This is a genomic window from Pseudomonas sp. GW821-FHT03E01, assembly GCF_059420765.1.
This window is the reverse complement of the sequence record NZ_JBWKUI010000002.1, coordinates 253,703-276,502: the sequence shown is the minus strand read 5'-3', so window position 1 is coordinate 276,502 and position 22,800 is coordinate 253,703. Positions and strand designations below refer to the sequence as shown.

Annotated in this window: 24 protein-coding genes and 1 pseudogene; 20 read left to right on the top strand and 5 right to left on the bottom strand. The window is 60.2% G+C overall.

The features are described 5' to 3' along the window. Nucleotides 1-99: 99 nt before the first annotated feature. From argS to AC07VO_RS04225, 9 genes are all read left to right on the top strand, one after another. A complete protein-coding gene (gene argS / locus AC07VO_RS04265; protein WP_018929149.1) occupies nt 100-1,836 on the top strand; it encodes an arginine--tRNA ligase in 1,737 nt (578 codons plus the stop codon). A gap of 1 nt (nt 1,837) precedes the next feature. Next, a complete protein-coding gene (locus tag AC07VO_RS04260) occupies nt 1,838-2,548 on the top strand; it encodes an SPOR domain-containing protein (RefSeq protein ID WP_007936813.1) in 711 nt (236 codons plus the stop codon). A gap of 231 nt (nt 2,549-2,779) precedes the next feature. Beyond that, on the top strand, nt 2,780-3,310 hold the full coding sequence (hslV, locus tag AC07VO_RS04255) for an ATP-dependent protease subunit HslV (protein ID WP_007936812.1): 531 nt from the start codon (nt 2,780-2,782) through the stop codon (nt 3,308-3,310). A gap of 54 nt (nt 3,311-3,364) precedes the next feature. Continuing rightward, nucleotides 3,365-4,705, top strand: a complete 1,341-nt coding sequence (hslU, locus tag AC07VO_RS04250; RefSeq protein WP_019581849.1) for an ATP-dependent protease ATPase subunit HslU — start codon at nt 3,365-3,367, stop codon at nt 4,703-4,705. Nucleotides 4,706-4,910: 205 nt separating this feature from the next. Beyond that, nucleotides 4,911-5,291 carry a gamma-butyrobetaine hydroxylase family protein gene (locus AC07VO_RS04245; protein ID WP_018929151.1) on the top strand — a complete coding sequence of 127 codons (381 nt, stop codon included), beginning with the start codon at nt 4,911-4,913 and terminating at the stop codon, nt 5,289-5,291. 243 nt (nt 5,292-5,534) lie between these two features. Next, the gene (phaC, locus tag AC07VO_RS04240; protein WP_026286647.1) at nt 5,535-7,214 is read left to right on the top strand and encodes a class II poly(R)-hydroxyalkanoic acid synthase; all 1,680 of its coding nucleotides are present in this window, start codon (nt 5,535-5,537) and stop codon (nt 7,212-7,214) included. 134 nt (nt 7,215-7,348) lie between these two features. Beyond that, nucleotides 7,349-8,203, top strand: a complete 855-nt coding sequence (gene phaZ / locus AC07VO_RS04235) for a poly(3-hydroxyalkanoate) depolymerase (protein ID WP_086944125.1) — start codon at nt 7,349-7,351, stop codon at nt 8,201-8,203. Nucleotides 8,204-8,332: 129 nt separating this feature from the next. After that, entirely contained in the window at nt 8,333-10,015 is a 1,683-nt protein-coding gene (phaC, locus tag AC07VO_RS04230) for a class II poly(R)-hydroxyalkanoic acid synthase (protein ID WP_018929154.1), read from the top strand. Between the two features lie 59 nt (nt 10,016-10,074). After that, nucleotides 10,075-10,695 carry a TetR/AcrR family transcriptional regulator gene (locus AC07VO_RS04225; protein ID WP_018929155.1) on the top strand — a complete coding sequence of 207 codons (621 nt, stop codon included), beginning with the start codon at nt 10,075-10,077 and terminating at the stop codon, nt 10,693-10,695. Nucleotides 10,696-10,784: 89 nt separating this feature from the next. On the opposite strand, the gene AC07VO_RS04220 is transcribed toward AC07VO_RS04225, so the two are convergent. The 3 genes from AC07VO_RS04220 to AC07VO_RS04210 all read right to left on the bottom strand — a co-directional run bounded on the left by AC07VO_RS04220 (nt 10,785) and on the right by AC07VO_RS04210 (nt 12,554). Beyond that, nucleotides 10,785-11,618, bottom strand: coding sequence for a phasin family protein (locus AC07VO_RS04220; protein WP_086944126.1), 834 nt, complete (start codon nt 11,616-11,618; stop codon nt 10,785-10,787). Between the two features lie 10 nt (nt 11,619-11,628). Then, a complete protein-coding gene (locus AC07VO_RS04215) occupies nt 11,629-12,051 on the bottom strand; it encodes a phasin family protein (protein WP_064615915.1) in 423 nt (140 codons plus the stop codon). A gap of 227 nt (nt 12,052-12,278) precedes the next feature. Next, nucleotides 12,279-12,554: a polyhydroxyalkanoic acid system family protein gene (locus AC07VO_RS04210; RefSeq protein WP_064615913.1), complete on the bottom strand. Its 276-nt coding sequence runs from the start codon at nt 12,552-12,554 to the stop codon at nt 12,279-12,281. Nucleotides 12,555-12,708: 154 nt separating this feature from the next. On the opposite strand from AC07VO_RS04210, the gene ubiE reads away from it, so the two are divergent. From ubiE to AC07VO_RS04155, 11 genes and pseudogenes are all read left to right on the top strand, one after another. Beyond that, a complete protein-coding gene (ubiE, locus tag AC07VO_RS04205; RefSeq protein ID WP_007936800.1) occupies nt 12,709-13,479 on the top strand; it encodes a bifunctional demethylmenaquinone methyltransferase/2-methoxy-6-polyprenyl-1,4-benzoquinol methylase UbiE in 771 nt (256 codons plus the stop codon). Then, nucleotides 13,479-14,102: a ubiquinone biosynthesis accessory factor UbiJ gene (locus tag AC07VO_RS04200; RefSeq protein WP_086944127.1), complete on the top strand. Its 624-nt coding sequence runs from the start codon at nt 13,479-13,481 to the stop codon at nt 14,100-14,102. The genes ubiE and AC07VO_RS04200 overlap by 1 nt, the downstream gene beginning before the upstream one ends. Further along, complete coding sequence (ubiB, locus tag AC07VO_RS04195; RefSeq protein ID WP_018929160.1) at nt 14,099-15,703, top strand: ubiquinone biosynthesis regulatory protein kinase UbiB; 1,605 nt, start codon at nt 14,099-14,101, stop codon at nt 15,701-15,703. The genes AC07VO_RS04200 and ubiB overlap by 4 nt, the downstream gene beginning before the upstream one ends. Nucleotides 15,704-15,794: 91 nt before the next feature. Then, nucleotides 15,795-16,196, top strand: a complete 402-nt coding sequence (gene hisI / locus AC07VO_RS04190) for a phosphoribosyl-AMP cyclohydrolase (protein ID WP_018929161.1) — start codon at nt 15,795-15,797, stop codon at nt 16,194-16,196. Next, a complete protein-coding gene (locus AC07VO_RS04185) occupies nt 16,189-16,521 on the top strand; it encodes a phosphoribosyl-ATP diphosphatase (protein ID WP_018929162.1) in 333 nt (110 codons plus the stop codon). The genes hisI and AC07VO_RS04185 overlap by 8 nt, the downstream gene beginning before the upstream one ends. A 24-nt stretch (nt 16,522-16,545) precedes the next feature. Further along, complete coding sequence (locus tag AC07VO_RS04180) at nt 16,546-16,824, top strand: twin-arginine translocase TatA/TatE family subunit (RefSeq protein WP_018929163.1); 279 nt, start codon at nt 16,546-16,548, stop codon at nt 16,822-16,824. A 10-nt stretch (nt 16,825-16,834) separates the two neighbouring features. After that, complete coding sequence (gene tatB, locus AC07VO_RS04175) at nt 16,835-17,266, top strand: Sec-independent protein translocase protein TatB (protein ID WP_028939612.1); 432 nt, start codon at nt 16,835-16,837, stop codon at nt 17,264-17,266. Next, on the top strand, nt 17,263-18,057 hold the full coding sequence (gene tatC / locus AC07VO_RS04170; RefSeq protein WP_018929165.1) for a twin-arginine translocase subunit TatC: 795 nt from the start codon (nt 17,263-17,265) through the stop codon (nt 18,055-18,057). Before tatB ends, tatC begins: the two co-directional genes overlap by 4 nt. Then, a complete protein-coding gene (locus AC07VO_RS04165; protein WP_086944128.1) occupies nt 18,054-18,761 on the top strand; it encodes a 16S rRNA (uracil(1498)-N(3))-methyltransferase in 708 nt (235 codons plus the stop codon). Before tatC ends, AC07VO_RS04165 begins: the two co-directional genes overlap by 4 nt. Before the next feature lie 212 nt (nt 18,762-18,973). Next, nucleotides 18,974-20,056 (top strand): annotated as a pseudogene (locus AC07VO_RS04160) (methyl-accepting chemotaxis protein); the annotation flags it as partial. Further along, entirely contained in the window at nt 20,048-20,911 is an 864-nt protein-coding gene (locus tag AC07VO_RS04155) for a methyl-accepting chemotaxis protein (RefSeq protein ID WP_371917767.1), read from the top strand. The pseudogene AC07VO_RS04160 and the gene AC07VO_RS04155, both read left to right, overlap by 9 nt. A gap of 110 nt (nt 20,912-21,021) precedes the next feature. On the opposite strand, the gene AC07VO_RS04150 is transcribed toward AC07VO_RS04155, so the two are convergent. Beyond that, nucleotides 21,022-21,756: an amino acid ABC transporter ATP-binding protein gene (locus tag AC07VO_RS04150; protein WP_007936789.1), complete on the bottom strand. Its 735-nt coding sequence runs from the start codon at nt 21,754-21,756 to the stop codon at nt 21,022-21,024. Then, on the bottom strand, nt 21,749-22,708 hold the full coding sequence (locus tag AC07VO_RS04145; protein ID WP_018929168.1) for an amino acid ABC transporter permease: 960 nt from the start codon (nt 22,706-22,708) through the stop codon (nt 21,749-21,751). Before AC07VO_RS04145 ends, AC07VO_RS04150 begins: the two co-directional genes overlap by 8 nt. Nucleotides 22,709-22,800: the final 92 nt, after the last annotated feature.

Sequence of the window (22,800 nt, the reverse complement as noted above, 5' to 3'; positions counted from 1 at the left end):
CCCGCTATAGTTGGCAAGCCCGTCTTCGCAACGGATAATGCCCAGTTTTTCCACCAGCGCACTGAAGCGCCGCCGCGCCTGCGGTCGAAAGAGAAGACCATGAAAGACACCATTCGCCAGCTGATCCAACAAGCCATCACCCAACTCGTCAACGAAGGTGTGTTGCCTGAAGGCCTGTCGCCGGCGATCCAGGTGGAAAACTCCCGTGACAAGACTCACGGCGACTTCGCCAGCAACATCGCGATGATGCTGGCCAAACCGGCCGGCATGAAACCCCGTGACCTGGCCGAGAAAATCATCGCCGCGCTGCCGGCTGACGAAAACGTCTCCAAAGCCGAAATCGCCGGCCCTGGCTTCCTGAACTTCTTCCAGAACACCCAAGCCCTGGCGACCCGCCTGGACGCGGCCCTGGCCGACGACCACATCGGCGTACGCAAGGCCGGCCCGGTGCAGCGCACCGTGGTTGACCTGTCGGCCCCGAACCTGGCCAAAGAGATGCACGTCGGCCACTTGCGCTCGACCATCATCGGCGACGGCGTGGCCCGGGTGCTGGAGTTCCTCGGCGACACCGTGATCCGTCAGAACCATGTCGGCGACTGGGGCACCCAGTTCGGCATGCTGATGGCTTATCTGCAGGAAAACCCGATCACCAGCGACGAGCTGTCGGACCTGGAAAACTTCTACCGCGCCGCCAAGCAGCGCTTCGACGAGTCCGAAGAGTTCGCCGACCGCGCCCGCGGCCTGGTGGTCAAGCTGCAAGCCGGCGACCCGGACTGCCTGGCCCTGTGGACCAAGTTCAAGGACATCTCGCTGTCCCACTGCCAGAAAATCTACGAACTGCTGAACGTCAAACTGACCATGGCCGACGTGATGGGTGAAAGCGCCTACAACGACGACCTGATCAACGTGGTCAACGACCTCAAGGCCAAAGGCATGCTGGTCGAGAGCAACGGCGCCCAGTGCGTGTTCCTCGACGAGTTCAAGAACGCCGAGGGCGAACCGCTGCCAGTGATCATCGTCAAGGCCGATGGCGGCTACCTCTATGCCACCACCGACCTGGCGGCCGTGCGCTACCGCAGCGGCGTGCTGAAAGCCGATCGCGCGCTGTACTTCGTTGACCAGCGCCAGGCCCTGCACTTCCAGCAGGTGTTCGCCGTCGCCCGCAAGGCCGGCTTCGTGACCCATCCGATGGAAATGGAACACATGGGCTTCGGCACCATGAACGGCGCCGATGGCCGCCCGTTCAAAACCCGTGACGGCGGCACCGTGAAGCTGATCGACCTGCTGACCGAAGCCCAGGAACGCGCCTACACGCTGGTGAAGGAGAAGAACCCGGAGTTGGCCGAAGACGAGCTGCGCAACATCGCCAAGGTCGTGGGCATTGGCGCGGTGAAGTACGCCGACCTGTCCAAGCACCGCACCAGCGACTACAGCTTCAACTTCGACCTGATGCTGAACTTCGAAGGCAACACCGCACCGTACCTGCTGTACGCCTACACCCGAGTGGCCGGCGTGTTCCGCAAGCTCGGCAAGGACTTCAGCGAAGTCGAAGGGCAAATCGTCCTCGAAGCGCCGCACGAACATGAGCTGGCGGCGAAACTGGCGCAGTTCGGCGAAATCCTGAATAACGTGTCCGACAAAGGCACGCCGCACATTCTCTGCACCTACCTGTACGATGTTGCCGGCCTGTTCTCCAGTTTCTACGAGAACTGCCCGATCCTCGGCGCCGATACCCCGGCGCAAATGCAGAGCCGTTTGCGCCTTGCTGCGTTGACCGGCCGCACTCTCAAGCAAGGCCTGGAACTCTTGGGTCTGGAAACTCTGGAGCGTATGTAAGTTGGCTGCCAAGAAAAAACCTGCACCCAAGCGTGGCGCCAGCCGTTACCAAGCTCCTGCAAAGCAACCGATCCCGGGCTGGCTGTGGATGGCCATCGGCCTGACGGTCGGCGCGTTCATTGTGTTCCTGATGAAGCTGGAGCCGGGCAAGGGCAGTGACAGCGTCAAGCGCGAGAAGGTCGAGCAACAGCAGAAAGCTACCAAGATCGCCGAAGCCAACAAGACCCCGCCGAGCCCGACGCAACCGGTGAAGCCGAAGTACGACTTCTACACCTTGCTGCCGGAATCGGAAGTGATCGTGCCGCCGGATGCGGTACCGGAGAAAACCCTGCCGACGCCACAAGTGCCGGCCGTGCCGACCACGCCGGTGACGCCTGCGGAAGCGGCGAAGATCGACACCGCCCGGGCTCAGGCGGCATTGGCCGGCATCACTCCGCCGCCAGCGCCACCGGTGGCTAAAGCGGCGCCAGTGACCAAGTTCTTCCTGCAGGCCGGTTCGTTCCGCAAGCAAGCCGATGCCGACAAGGTTCGGGCGCAGATCATCCTGCTGGGTCAGGCCGTGGCGGTTGAATCCGGCACGGTGAAGGACGAGACCTGGTACCGGGTGCTGGTCGGCCCGTTCAGCAACCGAGAACAACTGACCACCGCCCAGAAACAATTGGCGGGCAGTGGCTTCAGTAACCTGTTGTTACAACAACGCCAGAGCCGCTAATTTCGTCAAGGACACTGCGTCATCGTTCTTCGCGGGCAAGCCTCGCTCCTACAGGATCACGTAAATCTCTGTAGGAGCGAGGCTTGCCCGCGAAGGCGTCAGAACAGACAACACATTCATCCCTGCCCACCACCGCTCGTCCCCCGCCGCGTCCTACAGTTGAAAAACGCTCCACCACCCCCATATGAGTTGGCATAAGGCATTTTCGCCCCGCTGCGTGGAGACTCTCCCTTGACCACCATCGTTTCAGTTCGCCGCCACGGCAAAGTCGTCATGGGCGGCGACGGCCAGGTTTCGCTCGGCAATACCGTGATGAAAGGCAACGCGAAGAAAGTTCGCCGCCTGTACCACGGTCAGGTTATCGCCGGTTTTGCCGGGGCTACCGCTGACGCCTTCACCCTCTTCGAACGTTTCGAAGGCCAACTCGAAAAACATCAGGGCCACCTGGTTCGCGCCGCTGTCGAACTCGCCAAAGAATGGCGCACTGACCGCTCCCTCAGCCGCCTCGAAGCCATGCTCGCGGTCGCCAACAAGGATGCCTCCCTGATCATCACCGGCAACGGTGACGTGGTTGAGCCTGAAGAAGGTTTGATCGCCATGGGTTCCGGCGGCGGCTACGCCCAGGCTGCGGCCAGCGCGCTGTTGAAAAAGACCGACCTGTCGGCCCGGGAAATCGTCGAAACCGCTTTGGGCATCGCTGGCGACATCTGCGTGTTCACCAACCACAACATCACCATCGAGGAGCAGGATCTCGCTGAGTAAGCCTGTCTTGGCCTAGCGCCACGGCTCACTTTTGCTTGAGGACCGCCAATTACTATGCCCATGACCCCCCGTGAAATCGTCCACGAACTCAATCGCCATATCATCGGCCAGGACGATGCCAAACGCGCCGTCGCCATTGCCTTGCGCAACCGCTGGCGCCGGATGCAGCTGCCCGAAGAGCTGCGCGTCGAAGTCACCCCCAAGAACATTCTGATGATCGGCCCGACCGGCGTCGGTAAAACCGAGATCGCCCGTCGCCTGGCCAAACTCGCCAACGCTCCGTTCATCAAAGTCGAAGCGACCAAATTCACCGAAGTGGGCTATGTCGGCCGCGACGTCGAATCGATCATTCGTGATCTGGCGGACGCGGCGATCAAGCTGCTGCGCGAACAGGAAATGACCAAGGTTCGCCACCGCGCCGAAGACGCCGCCGAAGAGCGCATCCTCGACGCCTTGCTGCCACCGGCACGCATGGGTTTCAGCAACGAAGACGCCGCCCCGGCCCAGGATTCCAACACCCGCCAGCTGTTCCGCAAACGCCTGCGTGAAGGTCAGCTGGACGACAAGGAGATCGAAATCGAAGTCGCCGAAATCACCGGCGTCGATATCTCCGCGCCACCGGGCATGGAAGAAATGACCAACCAGTTGCAGAGCCTGTTCGCCAACATGGGCAAGGGCAAGCGCAAGAGCCGCAAGCTCAAGGTCAAGGAAGCGCTGAAACTGGTTCGCGACGAAGAAGCCGGTCGCCTGGTCAACGAAGAAGAGTTGAAGGCCAAGGCGCTGGAAGCTGTCGAACAGCACGGCATCGTGTTCATCGACGAAATCGACAAGGTCGCCAAGCGCGGCAATACCGGTGGCGTCGACGTATCCCGTGAAGGCGTACAGCGCGACTTGCTGCCGCTGATCGAAGGCTGCACCGTCAACACCAAACTGGGCATGGTCAAGACCGACCATATCCTGTTTATCGCTTCCGGTGCATTCCACCTGAGCAAGCCGAGTGATCTGGTGCCGGAGCTGCAAGGTCGCCTGCCGATTCGGGTCGAACTCAAGGCCCTGAGCCCGGAAGATTTCGAGCGTATCCTCAGCGAACCGCATGCCTCTCTCACCGAGCAGTATTGCGCGCTGCTGAAAACCGAAGGGCTGCTCATCGAGTTCCAGCCGGACGGCATCAAGCGTATTGCCGAGATTGCCTGGCAGGTCAACGAGAAGACCGAGAACATCGGCGCCCGTCGCCTGCACACCTTGCTGGAGCGTCTGCTTGAAGAGGTGTCGTTCAGCGCCGGCGATCTGGCCAGCACCCATGACGAAAAGGCGATCCTGATCGATGCCGATTACGTCAACAGCCACTTGGGCGAATTGGCGCAGAACGAAGACCTGTCCCGTTATATCCTGTAGGTCTCATTCTGTGTGAGCGGGCTTCCGTGGCGAGGGAGCTTGCTCCCGCTGGGTCGCGAAGCGGCCCCAAAGTCGGTGAATGCGGTTTATCTACAAGACCTCATTCGCCGGATTTACGACTGCTACGCAGCCGAGCGGGAGCAAGCTCCCTCGCCACAGATCACCCGCCGACACAGGGCCTTCATACAAACGGAAGATCGGCCCCATGACGACCCAACTCCCCACCGACATCAAACTGCACAAAGCCTCGAAAACCCTGACGCTCAAATACGCGTCCGGCGAGGAGTATCACCTGCCCGCAGAATTCCTTCGCGTGCACTCTCCTTCCGCCGAGGTCCAGGGCCACGGCAAACCTATCCTGCAATTTGGCAAGATCGGCGTAGGCCTGAGCAAGGTCGAACCAGCCGGTCAGTACGCACTGAAATTGACCTTCGACGACGGCCACGACAGCGGCCTGTTCACCTGGGAATATCTGTACCAGTTGGCGGTGCGCCAAGAGGATCTGTGGAACGATTATCTTGCCGAACTCAAAGCGGCCGGAAAGACCCGTGATCCGAACGAGTCGGTCGTCAAGCTGATGCTCTAGGTCAGGCCTCGAGGTATTTAGAGGGCATTTTCTAATTCCATCTGTTTGAATGCTTGGCTGCCGGGTCAACGATTGGCCCGCTTGCGAAAAAAATTAAACTCGGGTAACCAATGGAGCTGGCAAGTTCCGTGCATTTGTAGCTATGCGCAATTAACGGTCACCCCGAGCAGTAGTACCTGGCGTTTGCTGTGTGACTACACAGCTGGGCTCAGGTACTCGCCTCAGGACAATGGAGCGTCGTAGATGAGTAACAAGCAAAACGATGACCTGAAATTCCAGGCTTCAGAAAATACCTTGGGACTGAATCCTGTTGTTGGGCTGCGTAGAAAGGATCTACTGGGCTCTGCCCGAATGGTGCTGACCCAGGCCATCAGACAACCCATCCACAGTGCCAGGCACGTCGCCCATTTCGGCATCGAACTCAAGAACGTGCTGTTCGGAAAATCCGAGCTTCAACCGCAAAGCGACGACCGCCGTTTCCTCGACCCGGCCTGGAGCCAGAACCCTCTCTACAAACGTTATTTGCAAACTTATCTGGCGTGGCGCAAGGAGCTCCATACCTGGATCGATAAGAGCAATCTCTCGCCCAAGGACGTCGCTCGCGGGCATTTCGTGATCAACCTCATGACCGAAGCCATGGCCCCGACCAACACGGCAGCCAACCCGGCGGCGGTCAAACGCTTCTTCGAAACCGGCGGCAAAAGCCTGCTCGACGGCCTCTCTCATCTGGCCAAGGATCTGATCCACAACGGCGGGATGCCGAGCCAGGTCAACATGGGCGCGTTCGAAGTCGGCAAGAGCCTGGGTGTGACCGAAGGCGCGGTGGTCTTTCGCAACGACGTGCTGGAGCTGATCCAGTACAAGCCGATCACCGAGCAAGTGCATGAACGCCCACTGCTGGTGGTGCCGCCGCAAATCAACAAGTTCTATGTTTTCGACCTCAGCCCGGACAAGAGCCTGGCGCGCTTCTGCCTGCGCAACAACATGCAGACGTTCATCGTCAGCTGGCGCAACCCGACCAAGGAACAACGCGAGTGGGGTCTGTCGACCTACATCGAAGCGCTCAAGGAAGCGGTCGACGTGGTCACCGCGATCACCGGCAGCAAAGACGTGAACATGCTCGGTGCCTGCTCCGGCGGCATTACCTGCACCGCGCTGCTGGGTCATTACGCAGCGATCGGCGAGAAGAAAGTAAACGCCCTGACTCTGCTGGTCAGCGTGCTCGACACCACCCTCGACAGCGACGTGGCCCTGTTCGTCGACGAGCAGACCCTCGAAGCCGCCAAGCGCCACTCCTACCAGGCCGGTGTACTGGAAGGTCGCGATATGGCGAAAGTCTTCGCCTGGATGCGTCCCAACGACTTGATCTGGAACTACTGGGTCAACAACTACCTGTTGGGCAACGAGCCCCCGGTGTTCGACATTCTGTTCTGGAACAACGACACCACTCGCCTGCCGGCCGCCTTCCACGGCGACCTGATCGAGATGTTCAAAAACAACCCACTGATCCGCCCCAATGCACTGGAAGTGTGCGGCACACCGATCGACCTCAAACAGGTCGATGCCGACATCTTTTCCCTGGCTGGCACCAACGATCACATCACCCCGTGGAAGTCCTGCTACAAGTCGGCACAACTGTTCGGCGGCAAGGTCGAGTTCGTGCTGTCCAGCAGCGGACATATCCAGAGCATTCTGAACCCGCCGGGCAATCCGAAAGCACGCTACATGACCAGCACCGACATGCCGGTCAAGGCCGAGGACTGGATGGAAAATTCCACCAAGCACACCGACTCCTGGTGGTTGCATTGGCAGGCGTGGCAGGCCGAACGCTCGGGCAAACTGAAGAAGTCCCCCGCCAACCTTGGCAACAAGGCCTATCCCGCGGGTGAGGCGTCGCCAGGCACGTATGTGCACGAACGTTGAGCTTCAAACAACTCGCAGTCCGCGGCACTGGGAGGTGCCGCGATTGTCATTAATCAGCCTCGAGGCCAGCCTCGAACATTCTGCGACGGCCCGGGATGGCCCGATCAGCGTTTAAAACCTACAGGGCTTCGTGCATGCCGCAACCGTTCGTATTTCGTACCGTCAACCTGGATGGGCAAACCCTCCGCACCGCGGTACGCCCCGGCAAGCCTCACTTGACGCCCTTGCTGATTTTCAACGGCATCGGCGCCAACCTGGAGCTGATATTTCCGTTCGTCCAGGCGCTGGATCCGGACCTGGAAGTCATCGCCTTCGACGTACCCGGTGTCGGCGGCTCATCCACTCCCAGCCGGCCGTATCGCTTTTCGGGCCTGGCGAAACTGACCGCGCGAATGCTCGACTATCTCGATTACGGGCAGGTCAATGTGATCGGCGTGTCATGGGGTGGCGCCCTGGCGCAGCAATTTGCCTATGACTATCCCGAGCGCTGCAAGAAGCTGGTGCTGGCAGCCACGGCGGCCGGCACAGTGATGGTACCGGGTAAACCGAAAGTGCTGTGGATGATGGCCAGCCCACGACGCTACATCCAGCCGTCCCATGTGATTCGCATCGCGCCGATGATCTATGGCGGCTCGTTCCGTCGCGATCCAACCCTGGCGGCCAGTCACGCCGCGCGGGTTCGCTCGGCAGGCAAACTGGGCTACTACTGGCAGCTGTTCGCCGGGTTTGGCTGGACCAGCATTCACTGGCTGCACAAGATCCAACAGCCGACCCTGGTGCTGGCCGGCGACGACGACCCACTGATCCCGCTGATCAATATGCGCATGCTGGCCTGGCGAATTCCCAATGCCCAATTGCACATCATCGACGACGGGCATCTGTTCTTGATTACCCGGGCCGAAGCGGTGGCACCGATCATCATGAAGTTTCTCGAAGAGGAACGTCAGCGCGCTGTGATGCATCCGCATCCGGCGCCATCGGGCAGTTGACCGGCCCCGGCTTTGGTTCAGGAAAAGAGCGTCGACAGGACGTCGTACCGCGCAACAATCCGCAACAACGTCTATGGTGATTTGTTCGGTGAGTTTGTTTTTGGCCTGATGACGAAGGAGTGTTGACTCATGCGCGACAAACCAGCGAAGGGCTCCTTGCCCACTCCCGCTGCATTCATCAACGCACAGAGTGCGGTTACCGGTCTGCGCGGCCGGGACTTGCTTTCAACCTTGCGCAGCCTGGCCACCCATGGCCTGCGCAACCCGGTGTACACGGCCCGGCATGCCTTGAAGCTGGGCGGCCAGCTTGGCCGCGTGTTGTTGGGTGAGACCCTGCACCCGATCAATCCGCAAGACAATCGCTTTGCCGACCCGGCGTGGAGCCTCAACCCTTTTTATCGCCGCAGCTTGCAGGCCTACCTGAGTTGGCAGAAGGAGGTCAAAAACTGGATCGACGAGAGCAACCTGAGCCCGGACGATCGCGCCCGCGCCCACTTTGCGTTTGCCTTGATCAACGACGCCGTGGCGCCGTCCAACACCCTGCTCAATCCGCTGGCGGTCAAGGAGATCTTCAACTCTGGCGGTCACAGCCTGGTGCGGGGTATCGGCCATTTGCTTGACGATCTGCTGCACAACGACGGCTTGCCCAGACAGGTCACCAAACAAGCATTCGAGGTAGGCAAGACAGTCGCCACCACCACCGGCTCCGTGGTGTTTCGCAATGAGCTGCTGGAACTGATCCAGTACAAGCCGATGAGCGAAAAACAGTATTCCAAGCCGTTGCTGATCGTGCCGCCACAGATTAACAAGTTCTACATTTTCGATTTGAGCCCCAGTAACAGCTTCGTCCAGTTCGCCCTTAAAAACGGCTTGCAGACCTTCGTGATCAGCTGGCGCAATCCTGATGTGCGTCACCGCGAATGGGGGCTGTCGTCTTACGTCGAAGCCACCGAAGAAGCGATGAATGTGTGCCGGGCGATTACCGGCTCCCGCGACGTCAACCTGATGGGTGCCTGCGCCGGCGGGCTGACCATCGCCGCGCTGCAAGGGCACTTGCAGGCCAAGCGGCAGCTGCGGCGGGTGTCCAGCGCGACCTACCTGGTCAGCCTGCTCGACAGTCAGATAGAAAGCCCGGCCACCCTCTTCGTCGACGAACAAACGCTGGAAGCGGCCAAGCGCCGCTCATATCAGAAGGGCGTTCTGGAAGGTCGCGACATGGCCAGGGTTTTTGCCTGGATGCGCCCCAACGATTTGATCTGGAATTACTTCGTCAATAACTACCTGCTGGGCAAGGAGCCACCGGCGTTCGACATCCTCTACTGGAACAATGACAACACGCGCCTGCCGGCAGCGTTTCATGGCGATCTGCTGGACTTCTTCAAGCACAACCCGCTGAGTCATCCGGGTGGGCTGGAAGTGTGCGGCACACCGATCGACCTGCAGAAAGTCACCGTCGACAGTTTCAGCGTGGCCGGCATGAACGATCACATCACCCCGTGGGATGCGGTGTATCGCTCGACTTTGCTACTGGGTGGCGAGCGACGCTTCGTGCTGTCGAGCAGCGGTCATGTGCAGAGCATTCTCAACCCGCCGCACAACTCGAAAGCCAACTACGTCGAGAATCCGAAACTGAGCAGCGACCCGCGGGCCTGGTATTACGACGCCAAACGCGTCGACGGCAGTTGGTGGACGCAATGGCTGAGCTGGATTCAGGAACGCTCCGGCGCACTACACGAAACCCAGATGACCCTCGGCAACCAGAACTATCCACCGATGGAGGCGGCACCCGGTACTTACGTGCGCGTGCGCTGACGTTCAATGAACCACGGCCGCCAATGGCCGTGGCCTGACTCGACCATTAAGAAGACTGGATGAAAACCCGCGACCGGATTCTCGAATGTGCCCTGCAGTTGTTCAATCAGAAGGGCGAACCGAACGTGTCCACCATGGAGGTGGCCAACGAAATGGGCATCAGCCCCGGCAACCTCTACTACCACTTCCACGGCAAGGAGCCGCTGATCCTGGGGCTGTTCGAACGCTTCCAGACCGAACTGACGCCCTTGCTCGATCCACCGTCCGATGTGGAATTGGCACCCGAAGATTACTGGCTGTTCCTGCACCTGATCGTCGAACGCCTGGCCCAATACCGGTTTCTGTTCCAGGACTTGTCGAACCTTGCCGGCCGCCTGCCGAAACTGGCCAAGGGGATACGCAACCTGCTCAATGCGTTGAAGCGCACACTGGCTTCATTGCTGGCACAGTTGAAGGCTCAGGGGCAGTTGGTCAGCGACACCCAGGCATTGGGGCAACTGGTGGAGCAAATCACCATGACATTGCTGTTCTCGCTGGACTATCAGCGGATTCTCGACCGTGAAGGTGAAGTACGACTGGTGGTGTACCAGATCATGATGCTGGTGGCGCCGCACTTGTTGCCGCCGGTCAAAGTCGCGACCGAGCGGTTGGCGTTGCAGTACCTCGAAGAGCACAACTGACCCGGTGGGTCTTCGATGGCTTCTGGAATCCATGCACAAACAAAAACGCCCGACCTTTACAGGCCGGGCGTTTTTTTGCGTCCTGGAAATCAGGACTGACTGGTTGGCGCCGATGGAGTCGGTGCGATAGTCGGGGTTACAGCAGGGGTCGGCGCAGCGGCGGAGTTCGCCGGACTGACCGGGGTTGCCGGTTTGGCGGCAGCCACTGCTGGTTTCGGAGCGGCCGCTTTCGGGGCGGTTGGTTTTTTCACTGCTGGCTTCTTCGCCGCAGCGGGTTTGGCCGCTGCGGTTTTAGCTGCAGGTTTGGCCGCTGGTTTAGCGGCTGGTTTTGCGGCAGCTTTTGCAGCGGGTTTAGCAGCGGGTTTAGCGGCCGCTTTGGCTGCAGGTTTCGCAGCAGCAGTTTTGGCGGCCGGCTTGGCGGCAGGTTTCGCTGCGGCCTTGGCCAATGGTTTGGCAGCGCTTTTAGCTGCCGGTTTGGCCGCCGCGGTTTTCGCCGCAACAGGCGCAACCTTGGCACCGGTGAGTTTTTCGATTTGCTTGGTCAGGGTATCGACCTTGCTGTGCAGTGCCTTGACTTCATTGCGGCTCGGTACACCCAGGCGCGAAATGGCGCTGTTCAGGCGCTTGTCGAAAGCCCCTTCCAGCTCATCCCACTTGCCCAGTGCGCGATCTTTCACGCCGCTGATGCGCGACTTGGCCGACGAAGCGGAGTCCTTGGCAGCATCGACAGTCTTGCCGACAGCGCTCTTGGTGAGCTTCTCGGCTTTCTCGCCGTCCTTAACCAATGCATCGAAGAGTTTGCTGCCGTCAGTATCAATCTTCGAGTACACGCCTAAACCAGCCAGCCAGATCTTGCGGGAGTAGTCTTCGACCTTCCCGATCCACGAGCTGCCTTCTTTTTCAGTATTCTTTTTGCCAGCCATCCCGTTCTCCTTAAGATTTACGCGCGACACGTTCGAGCAATGCTGTCAGCTCATCGAGCTTAGCAGAGAGTGTCTCCACGTCATGTTTAGACGGAATGCCGATACGATTCAAGGCACTTGCGATACGCGTATCGAAAGCCTTCTCGACTTTGTCGAGTTGAAGTTCGACTTTGCCTTTGAAAGTACTCACCTCACTCTTGGCTTCATCGATCTCGGCATTAGCCGCTTCAAGTTTCTCAGCAACTACTTTTTTGCCTTTCTTTTCAACAGCTTGACCAGCCTTGATCAACTCTTGAACGTACTCGCCACCCTCTTGACCGACCTTGGTGTAAGCACCCAGGCTCGCCAGCCAGATCTTGCGGGCATACGATTTGACGTCGTTCAGAGTGTTGGTCTCAACGTCGACTTTTTTCTTCACAATAACTTTGGCCATGGTCCACCTCACGCGCAGAAGGGTTGAGGAACTGCCCGCGAAAGTGTCGGGCTCAGGCACAAAGTAGGGAGAAAAATTAGAAACGGCACCCTAACAACCGCAACAATTGCGTGCCGTGGAATACCTGTAGGAGCGAAGCTTGCTCGCGAAGGGGCCGGTCCATCCGCACCATCTTCGATGGCAGGAACTCTGCCTTCGCGAGCAAGCTTCGCTCCTACGGGTCGTCATCACGCGAGGGCTTTGTCGAGGGCCCTTTCGATTTCCGATTTGATGGTGCTGCTCATGGCGGACATCAACAGCCCCAATTCGACATCAACCCGGATCGAATCCTCGCCCACATGCACCGCCCCTTTCACACCGGAGCGCTTGAGGTTCAGCGTGTCGCCAGACCACTGTGGCTCCAGGCCATATTGATCGGACAGTTTCTGCGCCAACTTGTCGGCCTTCTCGCGGGCCGCTTCCTTACCCAGGCCATGGGCACGCTCAACACTAATATGGGCCATCGAATGACTCCTGCTTTATGGACACTTCCTGAAGCATCTTGACCGTTACTGCGTCAAAACGTCCCGGTTTCTCTATATCTTACCTTCAGCCTTGCCAAGACAAAGCAGGCCACCGGGATTAGAATGTCCCGCATTCTATTTTGGTGACAGCGATATGACTGATCAGCGCAAAGGCAGCGATGCCGAACCCACCACTCACTTCGGCTTCAAAAACGTTCCGGAAAGCCAGAAAGCGGAAAAAGTCGCTGAGGTTTTCCACTCGGTAGCCGCCAAGTACGACTTGATGAACGACCTCCTGTCGGGCGGCATGCACCGTCTGTGGAAGCGTTTCGCGATCGAACTGTCGGGCGTGCGTGCCGGTAACCGCGTGCTGGACATCGCCGGCGGCACTGGCGACCTGACCAAAAAGTTTTCGCATCTTGTGGGGCCAACTGGTCAGGTAGTGTTGGCCGACATCAACGAATCCATGCTCAAGGTCGGTCGTGACCGCCTGCTGGATCTGGGTGTGTCCGGCAACGTCGAATTCGTCCAGGCCGACGCTGAAAAGCTGCCGTTCCCGGACAACCACTTCGACTGCGTGACCATCGCTTTCGGCCTGCGCAACGTGACGCATAAAGAAGACGCCCTGCGCTCGATGCTGCGCGTGCTCAAGCCCGGCGGTCGCCTGCTGGTGCTGGAGTTCTCCAAACCCACCAACGCACTGATGTCCAAAGCCTACGATGCCTATTCGTTTGCCTTCATGCCGTTGATGGGCAAGCTGATCACCAATGATTCGGAAAGCTATCGCTACCTGGCCGAATCGATCCGCATGCACCCGAATCAGGAAACCCTGAAGTCGATGATGGTCGAGGCCGGTTTCGACCGCGTGACCTACCACAACATGACCGCAGGCATCGTCGCCCTGCACCGTGGCATCAAACCCTGATGTTGCTGGCCGGCCTGCTCGCCAGCGTTGAACTCGGTCTGAACCGGGTGCTGCGTCTCGACAGCACGGCGCTGCCGCGGCTGGCGCATTTGAGTGGCAAGGTGATTGCCGTCGACTGCCGCAGCCCGGCGTTGCAATTGTTCATCCTGCCCAGCGATGAAGGCCTGATGCTGGCGTCCCACTGGGAAACCGATGCCGACTGCACCTTGCGCGCACCGGCCTCAAGCCTGCTGAAACTGGCGACGAGCAAAGACAAGACGTCGGTGCTGCATGCCCCGGAAGTCGAACTCGACGGCGACAGCGGCGTGCTGCTGGAACTGGCGGCGGTCCTTCAGGACCTGGAGCTGGACTGGGAGTATGAACTCTCGCGCTGGCTGGGGCCTGTGGCCACGCAACTGGTCGGAGGTCATCTGCGCAGCCGCGCACGCTGGTATCAGCAAGGGTTCGCCAGCCTCAACCAGAACCTGGGCGAATACCTGGCCGAAGAATCGCGCACCCTGGTCGGTCAGCGCGAAGCCGAAGCCCGTTTCAGTGAACTGGACCAGATCAAACTCGATCTGGAACGTCTCGAGGCGCGTTTCGAGCGCCTTTCCCGATCCCTCGACCCAAGCGATAACGCATGAAGCTGCTTGCCGTCCGCCGTTTGTTGCGCATCCAGCGCGTCGTGATCCGCTACCGCCTCGATGACCTGCTGTTCGCCCTGCCATTGCCCTGGTTTCTGCTGGCGCTGCGCTATGCCTTGCCGTGGCGCTGGTTCCCGCGCAAGCCCCTGGACCTGAGCCGTGGCGCACGATTGCGCCTGGCGTTGCAGGACCTTGGGCCGATTTTCATCAAGTTCGGCCAGATCCTTTCGACACGCCGCGACCTGCTACCCGAAGACATCGCCGATGAGTTGATGATGTTGCAGGACCGCGTGCCGCCGTTCGACTCACAAGTGTCGGTCCGGCTGATCGAAGAGCAGCTCGGCAAAAAGATCAGTGAAGTCTTCTCTCGTTTCGACGTCGAACCGCTGGCCTCGGCTTCGGTGGCGCAGGTGCATGCCGCGCAGCTGAAAACCGGTGAAGAAGTGGTGGTCAAGGTGATCCGCCCGGGCCTCAAACCGGTGATTGCCCAGGACCTGGCATGGCTGTTCATTCTGGCCCGCGCCGCGGAAAAACTCTCGGCCGACGCCCGTCTGCTACACCCGGTGGACGTGGTCAGTGATTACGAAAAAACCATCTACGACGAACTCGACCTGCTACGCGAAGCCGCCAACGCCAGCCAGTTGAAGCGCAACTTCGACGGTTCGCCCCTACTGTATGTGCCGCAAGTCTATTGGGACTGGTGCCGACCGAAAGTGCTGGTGATGGAGCGCATCTACGGGATTCAGGTCACCGACCTCGCGACCCTGGCCGACCAGCGCACCGACATGAAAATGCTCGCCGAGCGTGGCGTGGAGATCTTCTTCACCCAGGTGTTCCGCGACAGCTTCTTCCACGCCGACATGCACCCCGGCAACATTTTCGTCAGCACCGTGCAGCCCTGGAGCCCGCAGTACATCGCCATCGACTGCGGCATCGTCGGCAGCCTGACCCCGGAAGACCAGGACTATCTGGCGCGCAACCTGTTCGCGTTTTTCAAGCGTGACTACCGGCGTGTCGCGCAATTACACATCGACTCGGGCTGGGTACCGGCGGAAACCAAGCTCAACGAATTCGAAGCGGCGATCCGCACGGTGTGCGAGCCGATCTTCGAAAAACCGTTGAAAGATATTTCCTTTGGTCAGGTACTGATGCGCCTGTTCCAGACCGCTCGACGCTTCAACATGGAAGTGCAGCCGCAGTTGGTCTTGCTGCAAAAAACCCTGTTGAACATCGAAGGCCTGGGTCGTCAGTTGTACCCGGACCTCGATCTGTGGAACACCGCCCAGCCGTTCCTCGAACGCTGGATGCGCGAGCGCGTCAGCCCCAAAGCCTTGCTGGGCAACGTGCAGAGCCAGTTCGAGCAACTCCCGCACCTGGCCAACATGGCCCGCGACCTGCTTGAGCGCATGTCCCAACCCCACGCCAACGACCCGCCGCCTCCGTGGCACCGGCGCAAGGACGACGTGTTCCTGCGCCTGCTCGGTACCGCTCATCTGGCGGGTGGCACGATACTCGCAGCCGGTGGCCCGTTGCACGAACTGGGGCATTGGCCCGCCGGAATCATGGTGGCGATCGGCTTGTATCTGGTCGTTCGCCGATAGCCAGTTGGATCATCGGCTGGCACACTGTTTGAACGCTGAATTTGAACATTGGCCTCAACTATTGAAGTAGAGCCCGCTGTCGGAGTCGAAGATGAAAAACTGGCTGGACGAGATCAAGTGGGACGCCGATGGCCTGGTGCCCGCGATTGCCCAGGATCACAAGACCGGACGCGTCCTGATGATGGCCTGGATGAACCGCGAAGCACTGCAATTGACCGCCGCCGAGAACCGTGCCATTTACTGGTCACGTTCCCGTGGCAAGCTGTGGCGCAAGGGCGAAGAGTCCGGCCACGTGCAAATCCTGCATGAGATGCGCCTGGACTGTGACGCTGACGTGATCATCCTGATGGTCGAGCAGATCGGCGACATCGCTTGCCATACCGGCCGTCAGAGCTGCTTCTACCGCGTTTTCGAGAACGGCGACTGGAAAACCGTCGACCCGGTTCTCAAAGACCCGCACGCTATCTATTGCGCAGGACATACTCATGACTGACACCCTGACCCGTCTGGCCCAGGTGCTGGAAGAACGCAAAGGCGCCGCCGCCGACAGCTCGTACGTCGCCAGCCTGTACCACAAGGGCTTGAACAAGATTCTGGAAAAGGTCGGCGAAGAGTCGGTCGAAACCATTATCGCCGCCAAGGATGCCGCCATCAGCGGTGACTGCAGCGATGTGATCTACGAGACCGCCGACCTGTGGTTCCACAGCATGGTCATGCTCGCCCAGTTGGGGCAACATCCACAGGCTGTGCTCGATGAACTGGACCGTCGCTTCGGTCTGTCCGGACACGTCGAGAAAGCCTCGCGTCCGTCCGCCTGAATAATTATTAGAGAGGAACGCAACATGGGCATTTTTGACTGGAAACACTGGATCGTCATCCTGGTTGTCGTGGTGCTGGTGTTCGGCACCAAGAAACTGAAAAATCTCGGCACTGACGTGGGCGAGTCGATCAAGGGCTTTCGCAAGGCCATGAACGACGAAGAGAAACCGGCCGACCCGACTGCGACTCCGGCCCAACCGGTTCCGCCGACCCAGCCACAGGCCACAACGTCTGTGAACCCGCCGCACACCATCGACGTGCAGGCGCAAAAAGTCGAAGAGCCGATCCGCAAAGACTCGTGAGCACTGACTAATGTTTGGTATCAGCTTCTCTGAACTGCTGCTCGTCGGCCTCGTCGCCCTGCTGGTGCTGGGCCCCGAGCGCCTGCCGGGTGCTGCGCGCACCGCTGGCCTGTGGGTCGGGCGGCTGAAGCGCAGCTTCAACGCGATCAAACAGGAAGTTGAACGTGAAATCGGTGCCGACGAAATTCGCCGGCAACTGCACAACGAGCACATTCTGTCCCTGGAGCAGGAGGCGCGGAAGATTTTCACGCCGACCCAGCAGGAGCCAACGCCGGTGGAACCTGTGGCGACGCCGACGATTCATGCGCCAACAGCTGAAGTCACGCCGGCGGTTGCAGCTGCTGAACCTGCGCCTGCCAGCCCAGTAGAACCTGTTGCTCCTGCCGCTGCGCCGACAACCCCGGCGCCTCACGACACCACTTTGCCGCCGCGAGCCCCATGAGCGATCTCCCCGAAAACGACCAGCACATGCCACTGGTCTCGCACCTCACCGAGTTGCGCACCCGTCTGCTGCGCTGTGTAGCGGCGATTTTCATCATCTTCGCCGGGTTGTTCGCCTTCACCCAGCAGATCTACACCTTCGTCTCCACGCCGTTGCGCCAGTACCTGCCGGCCGGCGCGACGATGATCGCCACCGACGTGTCGTCGCCGTTCCTGACGCCGCTGAAGCTGACCATGATGGTCTCGCTGTTCCTGGCAATCCCGGTGATCCTGCATCAGATCTGGGGGTTCATCGCGCCAGGCCTGTACAAGCATGAGAAGCGCATCGCCGTGCCGTTGCTGGTCTCCAGCATCCTGCTGTTCTACACCGGCATGGCCTTCGCCTACTTCCTGGTGTTCCCGCTGATCTTCAAGTTCTTCGCCGCTGCCACCCCGGCCGGCGTGGAAATGATGACCGACATCACCAGCTACCTCGATTTCGTCATGACGCTGTTCTTCGCCTTCGGCGTGGCGTTCGAGATCCCGGTGGCCGTGGTGCTGCTGGTGTGGATCGGCGTGGTCAACGTCGCCTACCTGAAGAAAATCCGCCCGTATGTGGTCATCGGCTGCTTCGTGGTCGGCATGATCCTGACGCCGCCGGACATCTTCTCGCAGACGCTGTTGGCCGTACCAATGTGGTTGCTGTTCGAGATCGGCGTCCTGTTCGGCAGCCTGATCAGCAAACGCGGCGAGCACCCGGACGAAAAACCGGCTGACGATCACAACGATCAGCCGCCAGCGACCCAAGCGTGAACCTGCTGCTCCTCGAGGAGGCCGATTTCATTGCGGCCGACCGGGCGATCCTGCGCGATCGCCGCTTGACCCATATGCAGGAAGTCCACCGCTGTGAAGTGGGTGACAGCATGCGCGTCGGGCGTATCGGCGGGCTGATGGGTGCCGCCGAAGTGCTGCGCCTGGACGCTGACGAAGCCGAGTTGCGCGTCACCCTCTACCAGCCGCCGCCAGCCAAGCTGCCACTGACCCTGGTATTGGCCCTGCCACGCCCGAAAATGCTCCGCAGGGTGTTTCAGACCGTGGCCGCCATGGGTGTGCCACGAATCGTTCTGGTAAACAGCTATCGCGTCGAGAAGAGCTTCTGGCAAACCCCGTTCCTGGAACCTGAGGCGATTCGCGAGCAATTGATCCTGGGGCTTGAGCAAGCCCGGGACAGCGTGCTGCCAGAGGTCGTCATCGAGAAGCGTTTCAAACCTTTTGTCGAAGATCGCCTGCCAGCAATCACTGAAGGCACTCTCGGCCTGGTCGGTCATCCCGGCAATTACCCGCCCTGCCCCCGTGGCCTGGACGAACCCGTGACCTTGGCCATCGGCCCCGAAGGCGGCTGGATTCCTTACGAAATCGACCTGCTGGCCAAGGCCGGCCTGCAACCGGTGCAGCTCGGCGAGCGCATCCTGCGGGTCGAAACCGCCGTCACTGCACTGCTTTCGCGGCTGTTCTAACCCAGACACTTACCCTTGTGGCGAGGGAGTTTGTCGGATCGCCGCACCGTCCCGCTCGGCTGCGAAGCAGTCGTAAAACAGGTGAATGCGGTCTTGCCGGAAAAAGCGGTGGCCGCTTCGCGCCCAAGCGGGAGCAAGATCCCTCGCCACAGGTGTTTGCTCACCTACAGGTTCCAGCCTGCCTGCCGATACAGTCCCCATAAAACCAATCAATGGTCCGAGGGAGTCGCAGCATGTACCGATGGCTAGCCGAGAAACTGGGAAACGTAAGCGTCAATCGCAAGTTGAGTGTCGGCTTTGGCCTCGTGCTGCTCATGACCCTCCTGATCACTTTCACTGGCTGGAATAGCCTAGGCAGTGTGATCAGTCGCGCAGACAAGCAGAGCTACATCTCCGGCCTCAACGAGTTGGGCAAGGATTTGCGAACCGCCCGTCTCGACTACGAAATGCGCCGTGGCGAACAAGGCCCGGCAGCCGTCAGCGAACTCTTGGGCAAGCTTGACGATGGCGTGCAAGTCGCCCTCAAAATGTTTGTGCGCATCTCGGACCAGGAAGTGCTCAATCAGCAACTGGCCACCATCGGTGATTACAAACGCGCCTTTGCCGACATGACTCAAGCGACGCAGAACCGCGAATCGGCCCGATCCAAGCTCGGCGCCACCGCCGACAACGCTGTGGCCAAGGTGACAGAAGTCGAAAAGTCCTTGCTGCAAGGCGACAGCGTCACTCAATTCAACAACGTGGTCGAGCTGAGCAAACTGCTCCAGCAAGCGCGCTTCCAGGTTCGCGGTTATACCTACAGCGGCAAGCCCGAAGCCGAGCAACCCGCGCTGGATGCCATCGACAACGCCCTGAAAAACCTTGAAAGCCTGCCGGGCAAACTGCCAGAACAACACAGCGCCAACCTGCAACAAGCCACCGAATCGCTCAAGGGCTACCGTGTCGCAGTCAGCCAGTTCCGCGATTCGCAAGTGGCCAGCGCCGTCGCCCTCAAGAAGATGGTGGATCAAGAGACCCGCTTGAATGACCTGAGCGCACAACTGACCCGCTCGCAAACCGACAAACGTAACCAGGAGACGGCCCAAGCGAAAAGCACGCTGATCATCGTGACCGTCCTGGCATTGGCGTTTGGTCTGCTCGCAGCCTGGATCATTACGCGGCAGATCGTCGTTCCACTGCAACAGACGTTGGTGGCAGTCGAACGTGTTGCCTCGGGCGATCTGAGCCATAACCTTGAGGTCGCTCGCAGCGACGAGCTGGGTCAATTACAAAGCACCCTTCAGCGGATGGTCGTCAGTCTGCGGGAACTGATCGGCGGCATCAGCGACGGCGTGACCCAAATCGCCAGCGCTGCTGAAGAACTGTCTGCCGTTACCGAGCAGACCAGCGCCGGGGTCAACAGTCAGAAGGTCGAAACCGATCAGGTGGCCACCGCCATGCACGAAATGACCGCCACCGTTCAGGAAGTCGCGCGCAATGCCGAGGAAGCGTCCGAAGCCGCCGTCGCCGCCGACCAGCAGGCCCGCGAGGGTGACAGGGTGGTCGGCGAAGCCATCGCCCAGATCGAGCGCCTGGCCCTCGAAGTCGGCAATTCCACTGCCGCCATGGGCGATCTGAAGCGCGAAAGCGACAAGATCGGCAGCGTGCTCGACGTGATCAAATCCGTGGCCCAGCAAACCAACCTGCTGGCGCTCAACGCCGCCATCGAAGCCGCTCGCGCCGGTGAAGCCGGGCGTGGCTTTGCAGTGGTCGCCGACGAGGTCCGCAGCCTGGCCCAGCGCACTCAGAAGTCCACCGAAGAAATCGAAGAGCTGATCGTTGGCCTGCAAACCGGCACTCAGCAAGTCGCGACCATCATGGACAACAGCCGCAGCCTGACCGACAGCAGCGTCGAACTGACCCGCCGTGCCGGTGGCTCACTGGAAAGCATCACCCGTACCGTGTCGGCGATCCAGTCGATGAACCAGCAGATCGCCGCTGCCGCCGAGCAACAGAGCGCGGTGGCCGAAGAGATCAACCGCAGCGTGCTGAATGTGCGTGACGTATCCGAGCAGACCTCGGCCGCCAGTGAAGAGACCGCGGCCTCCAGCGTGGAACTGGCGCGGCTGGGGACGCATCTGCAGATGCTGGTGGGCAGGTTCAAGGTTTGAGCGTTCGCTTAAGACCGAGGTGAAGCCATTCGCGGGCAAGCCTCGCTCCTACGGGGGAATTCCTGTAGGAGCGAGGCTTGCCCGCGAATGCGATGGATCAGGCGACGAAGTTAGAGAACCTGGCGCAAAAACGCCTGCGCGCGGGGATCCTTCGGTGCATCGAAGAACTCGGCCGGCGAGGCGTCTTCCAGCAATTTGCCGTGATCGAAGAACAGCACCCGGTCCGCCACTTCCCGGGCGAAGCCCATTTCATGGGTAACGCAAACCATGGTCATGCCTTCCACGGCCAGGGTCTTCATCACATCCAGCACTTCACCGACCATTTCCGGGTCGAGCGCCGACGTCGGCTCATCGAACAGCATGACTTTCGGCTCCATCGCCAACGCCCGGGCGATGGCCACGCGCTGCTGCTGACCACCGGACAGGCGCGATGGAAACTCGTGGGCCTTCTGAGCGATACCAACCTTTTCCAGCAACACCATGGCCTTGGCCTCGCGCTCCTTCTTGCCGCGCTTGCGCACAACTTTCTGGGCCAGGCAGAGGTTTTCCAGCACGGTCATGTGCGGGAACAGGTTGAAATGCTGAAACACCATGCCGACTTCGCGGCGGTAGGCATTGACGTCGGTTTTCGGGTCGGCCAGTTGCAGACCGTCGATGCTCACCGAACCGGAGTCGAACGCTTCCAGGCCATTCAGGCAGCGCAGAAAGGTCGACTTGCCGGAACCGGACGGGCCGATCACCACCAATACTTCGCCCTTCGCCACTTGGGTGGTGACGTTGTCCACCGCGCGAACCACCTGGCCGCGGGTGTCGAAGACTTTTATCAGATCGCGGACTTCAATCACTTTGCGCGAGCCTCCGCTCAAGCCGACTGGCGATTTTCGACAGCGGCAGGTTGATCAACAGGTACAACCCGGCCACGCAGAACAGGATTTCGAACGGCGAGAACGAGGTAGTGATGACTTCACGACCGCTTTTCAACAGTTCGGTAATCGCGATCACCGACACCAGCGAGGTGTCTTTGACCAGACTGATGAACTGCCCGGCCAGCGGTGGCAGCACGCGCTTGAACGCTTGCGGCAGCACCACGTGGCGCATCGACTGGCCACCGCTCAAACCGAGGGAGCGCGCCGCTTCGTTCTGGCCGCGTGCAATCGATTGCACGCCAGAGCGGATGATCTCCGCCACGTAGGCACCGGTGAACAGCGACAGCGCGGCGATCCCGGCGAACTCCCGGGAGAGGTTCATCACGGTGCCGATGAAGAAGTAGAAAATGAAAATCTGCACCAGCAGCGGCGTACCGCGCACCAGCTCGACGTAGATCGTCGAGAGGTCGCGCAGGGTCGGGTTGTTCGACAGGCGGCACAGCCCGGTGGCCAGGCCGATCAGCAGGCCAAGCACGCCAGACACCAGGGACAACCACAACGTGGTCCAGAGCCCCCATAGCAGCGGGCCGGCGGCCCAATGCCGGGTCACGCCGATCACATCGCCTTCGGCCACATCATCGCCTTGCGCGACTTGCAGGCTGTTGTCGTCAACCGTCAGGTGCTGCTCATCCCCTGCATCATTGCGCAGGGTGACTTCAGCCTTGCTGCCCTTGCGCACCAGCTCACTGACGGTGGAGATGTCGGCCGCGCGCTGGGACTCTTCGGCGTGGTAGGCGAAGTACTGCGGCACACGGTTCCAGCGCCATTCGTAGGACATCAGCGAGGTGGCGTAGTACAACGCGCCAGCCAGGCCGATCAGCACCAGCACGGTTAATACGTGCCAGGGCCATTGGGCTTTTTTCTGTTTCATTTAAAGGCAAATCCATAACGATCAGGGCGCCCGCTCCCTCTGTGGCGAGGGAGCTTGCTCCCGCTGGGTTGCGCAGCAACCCTGAAATCGGC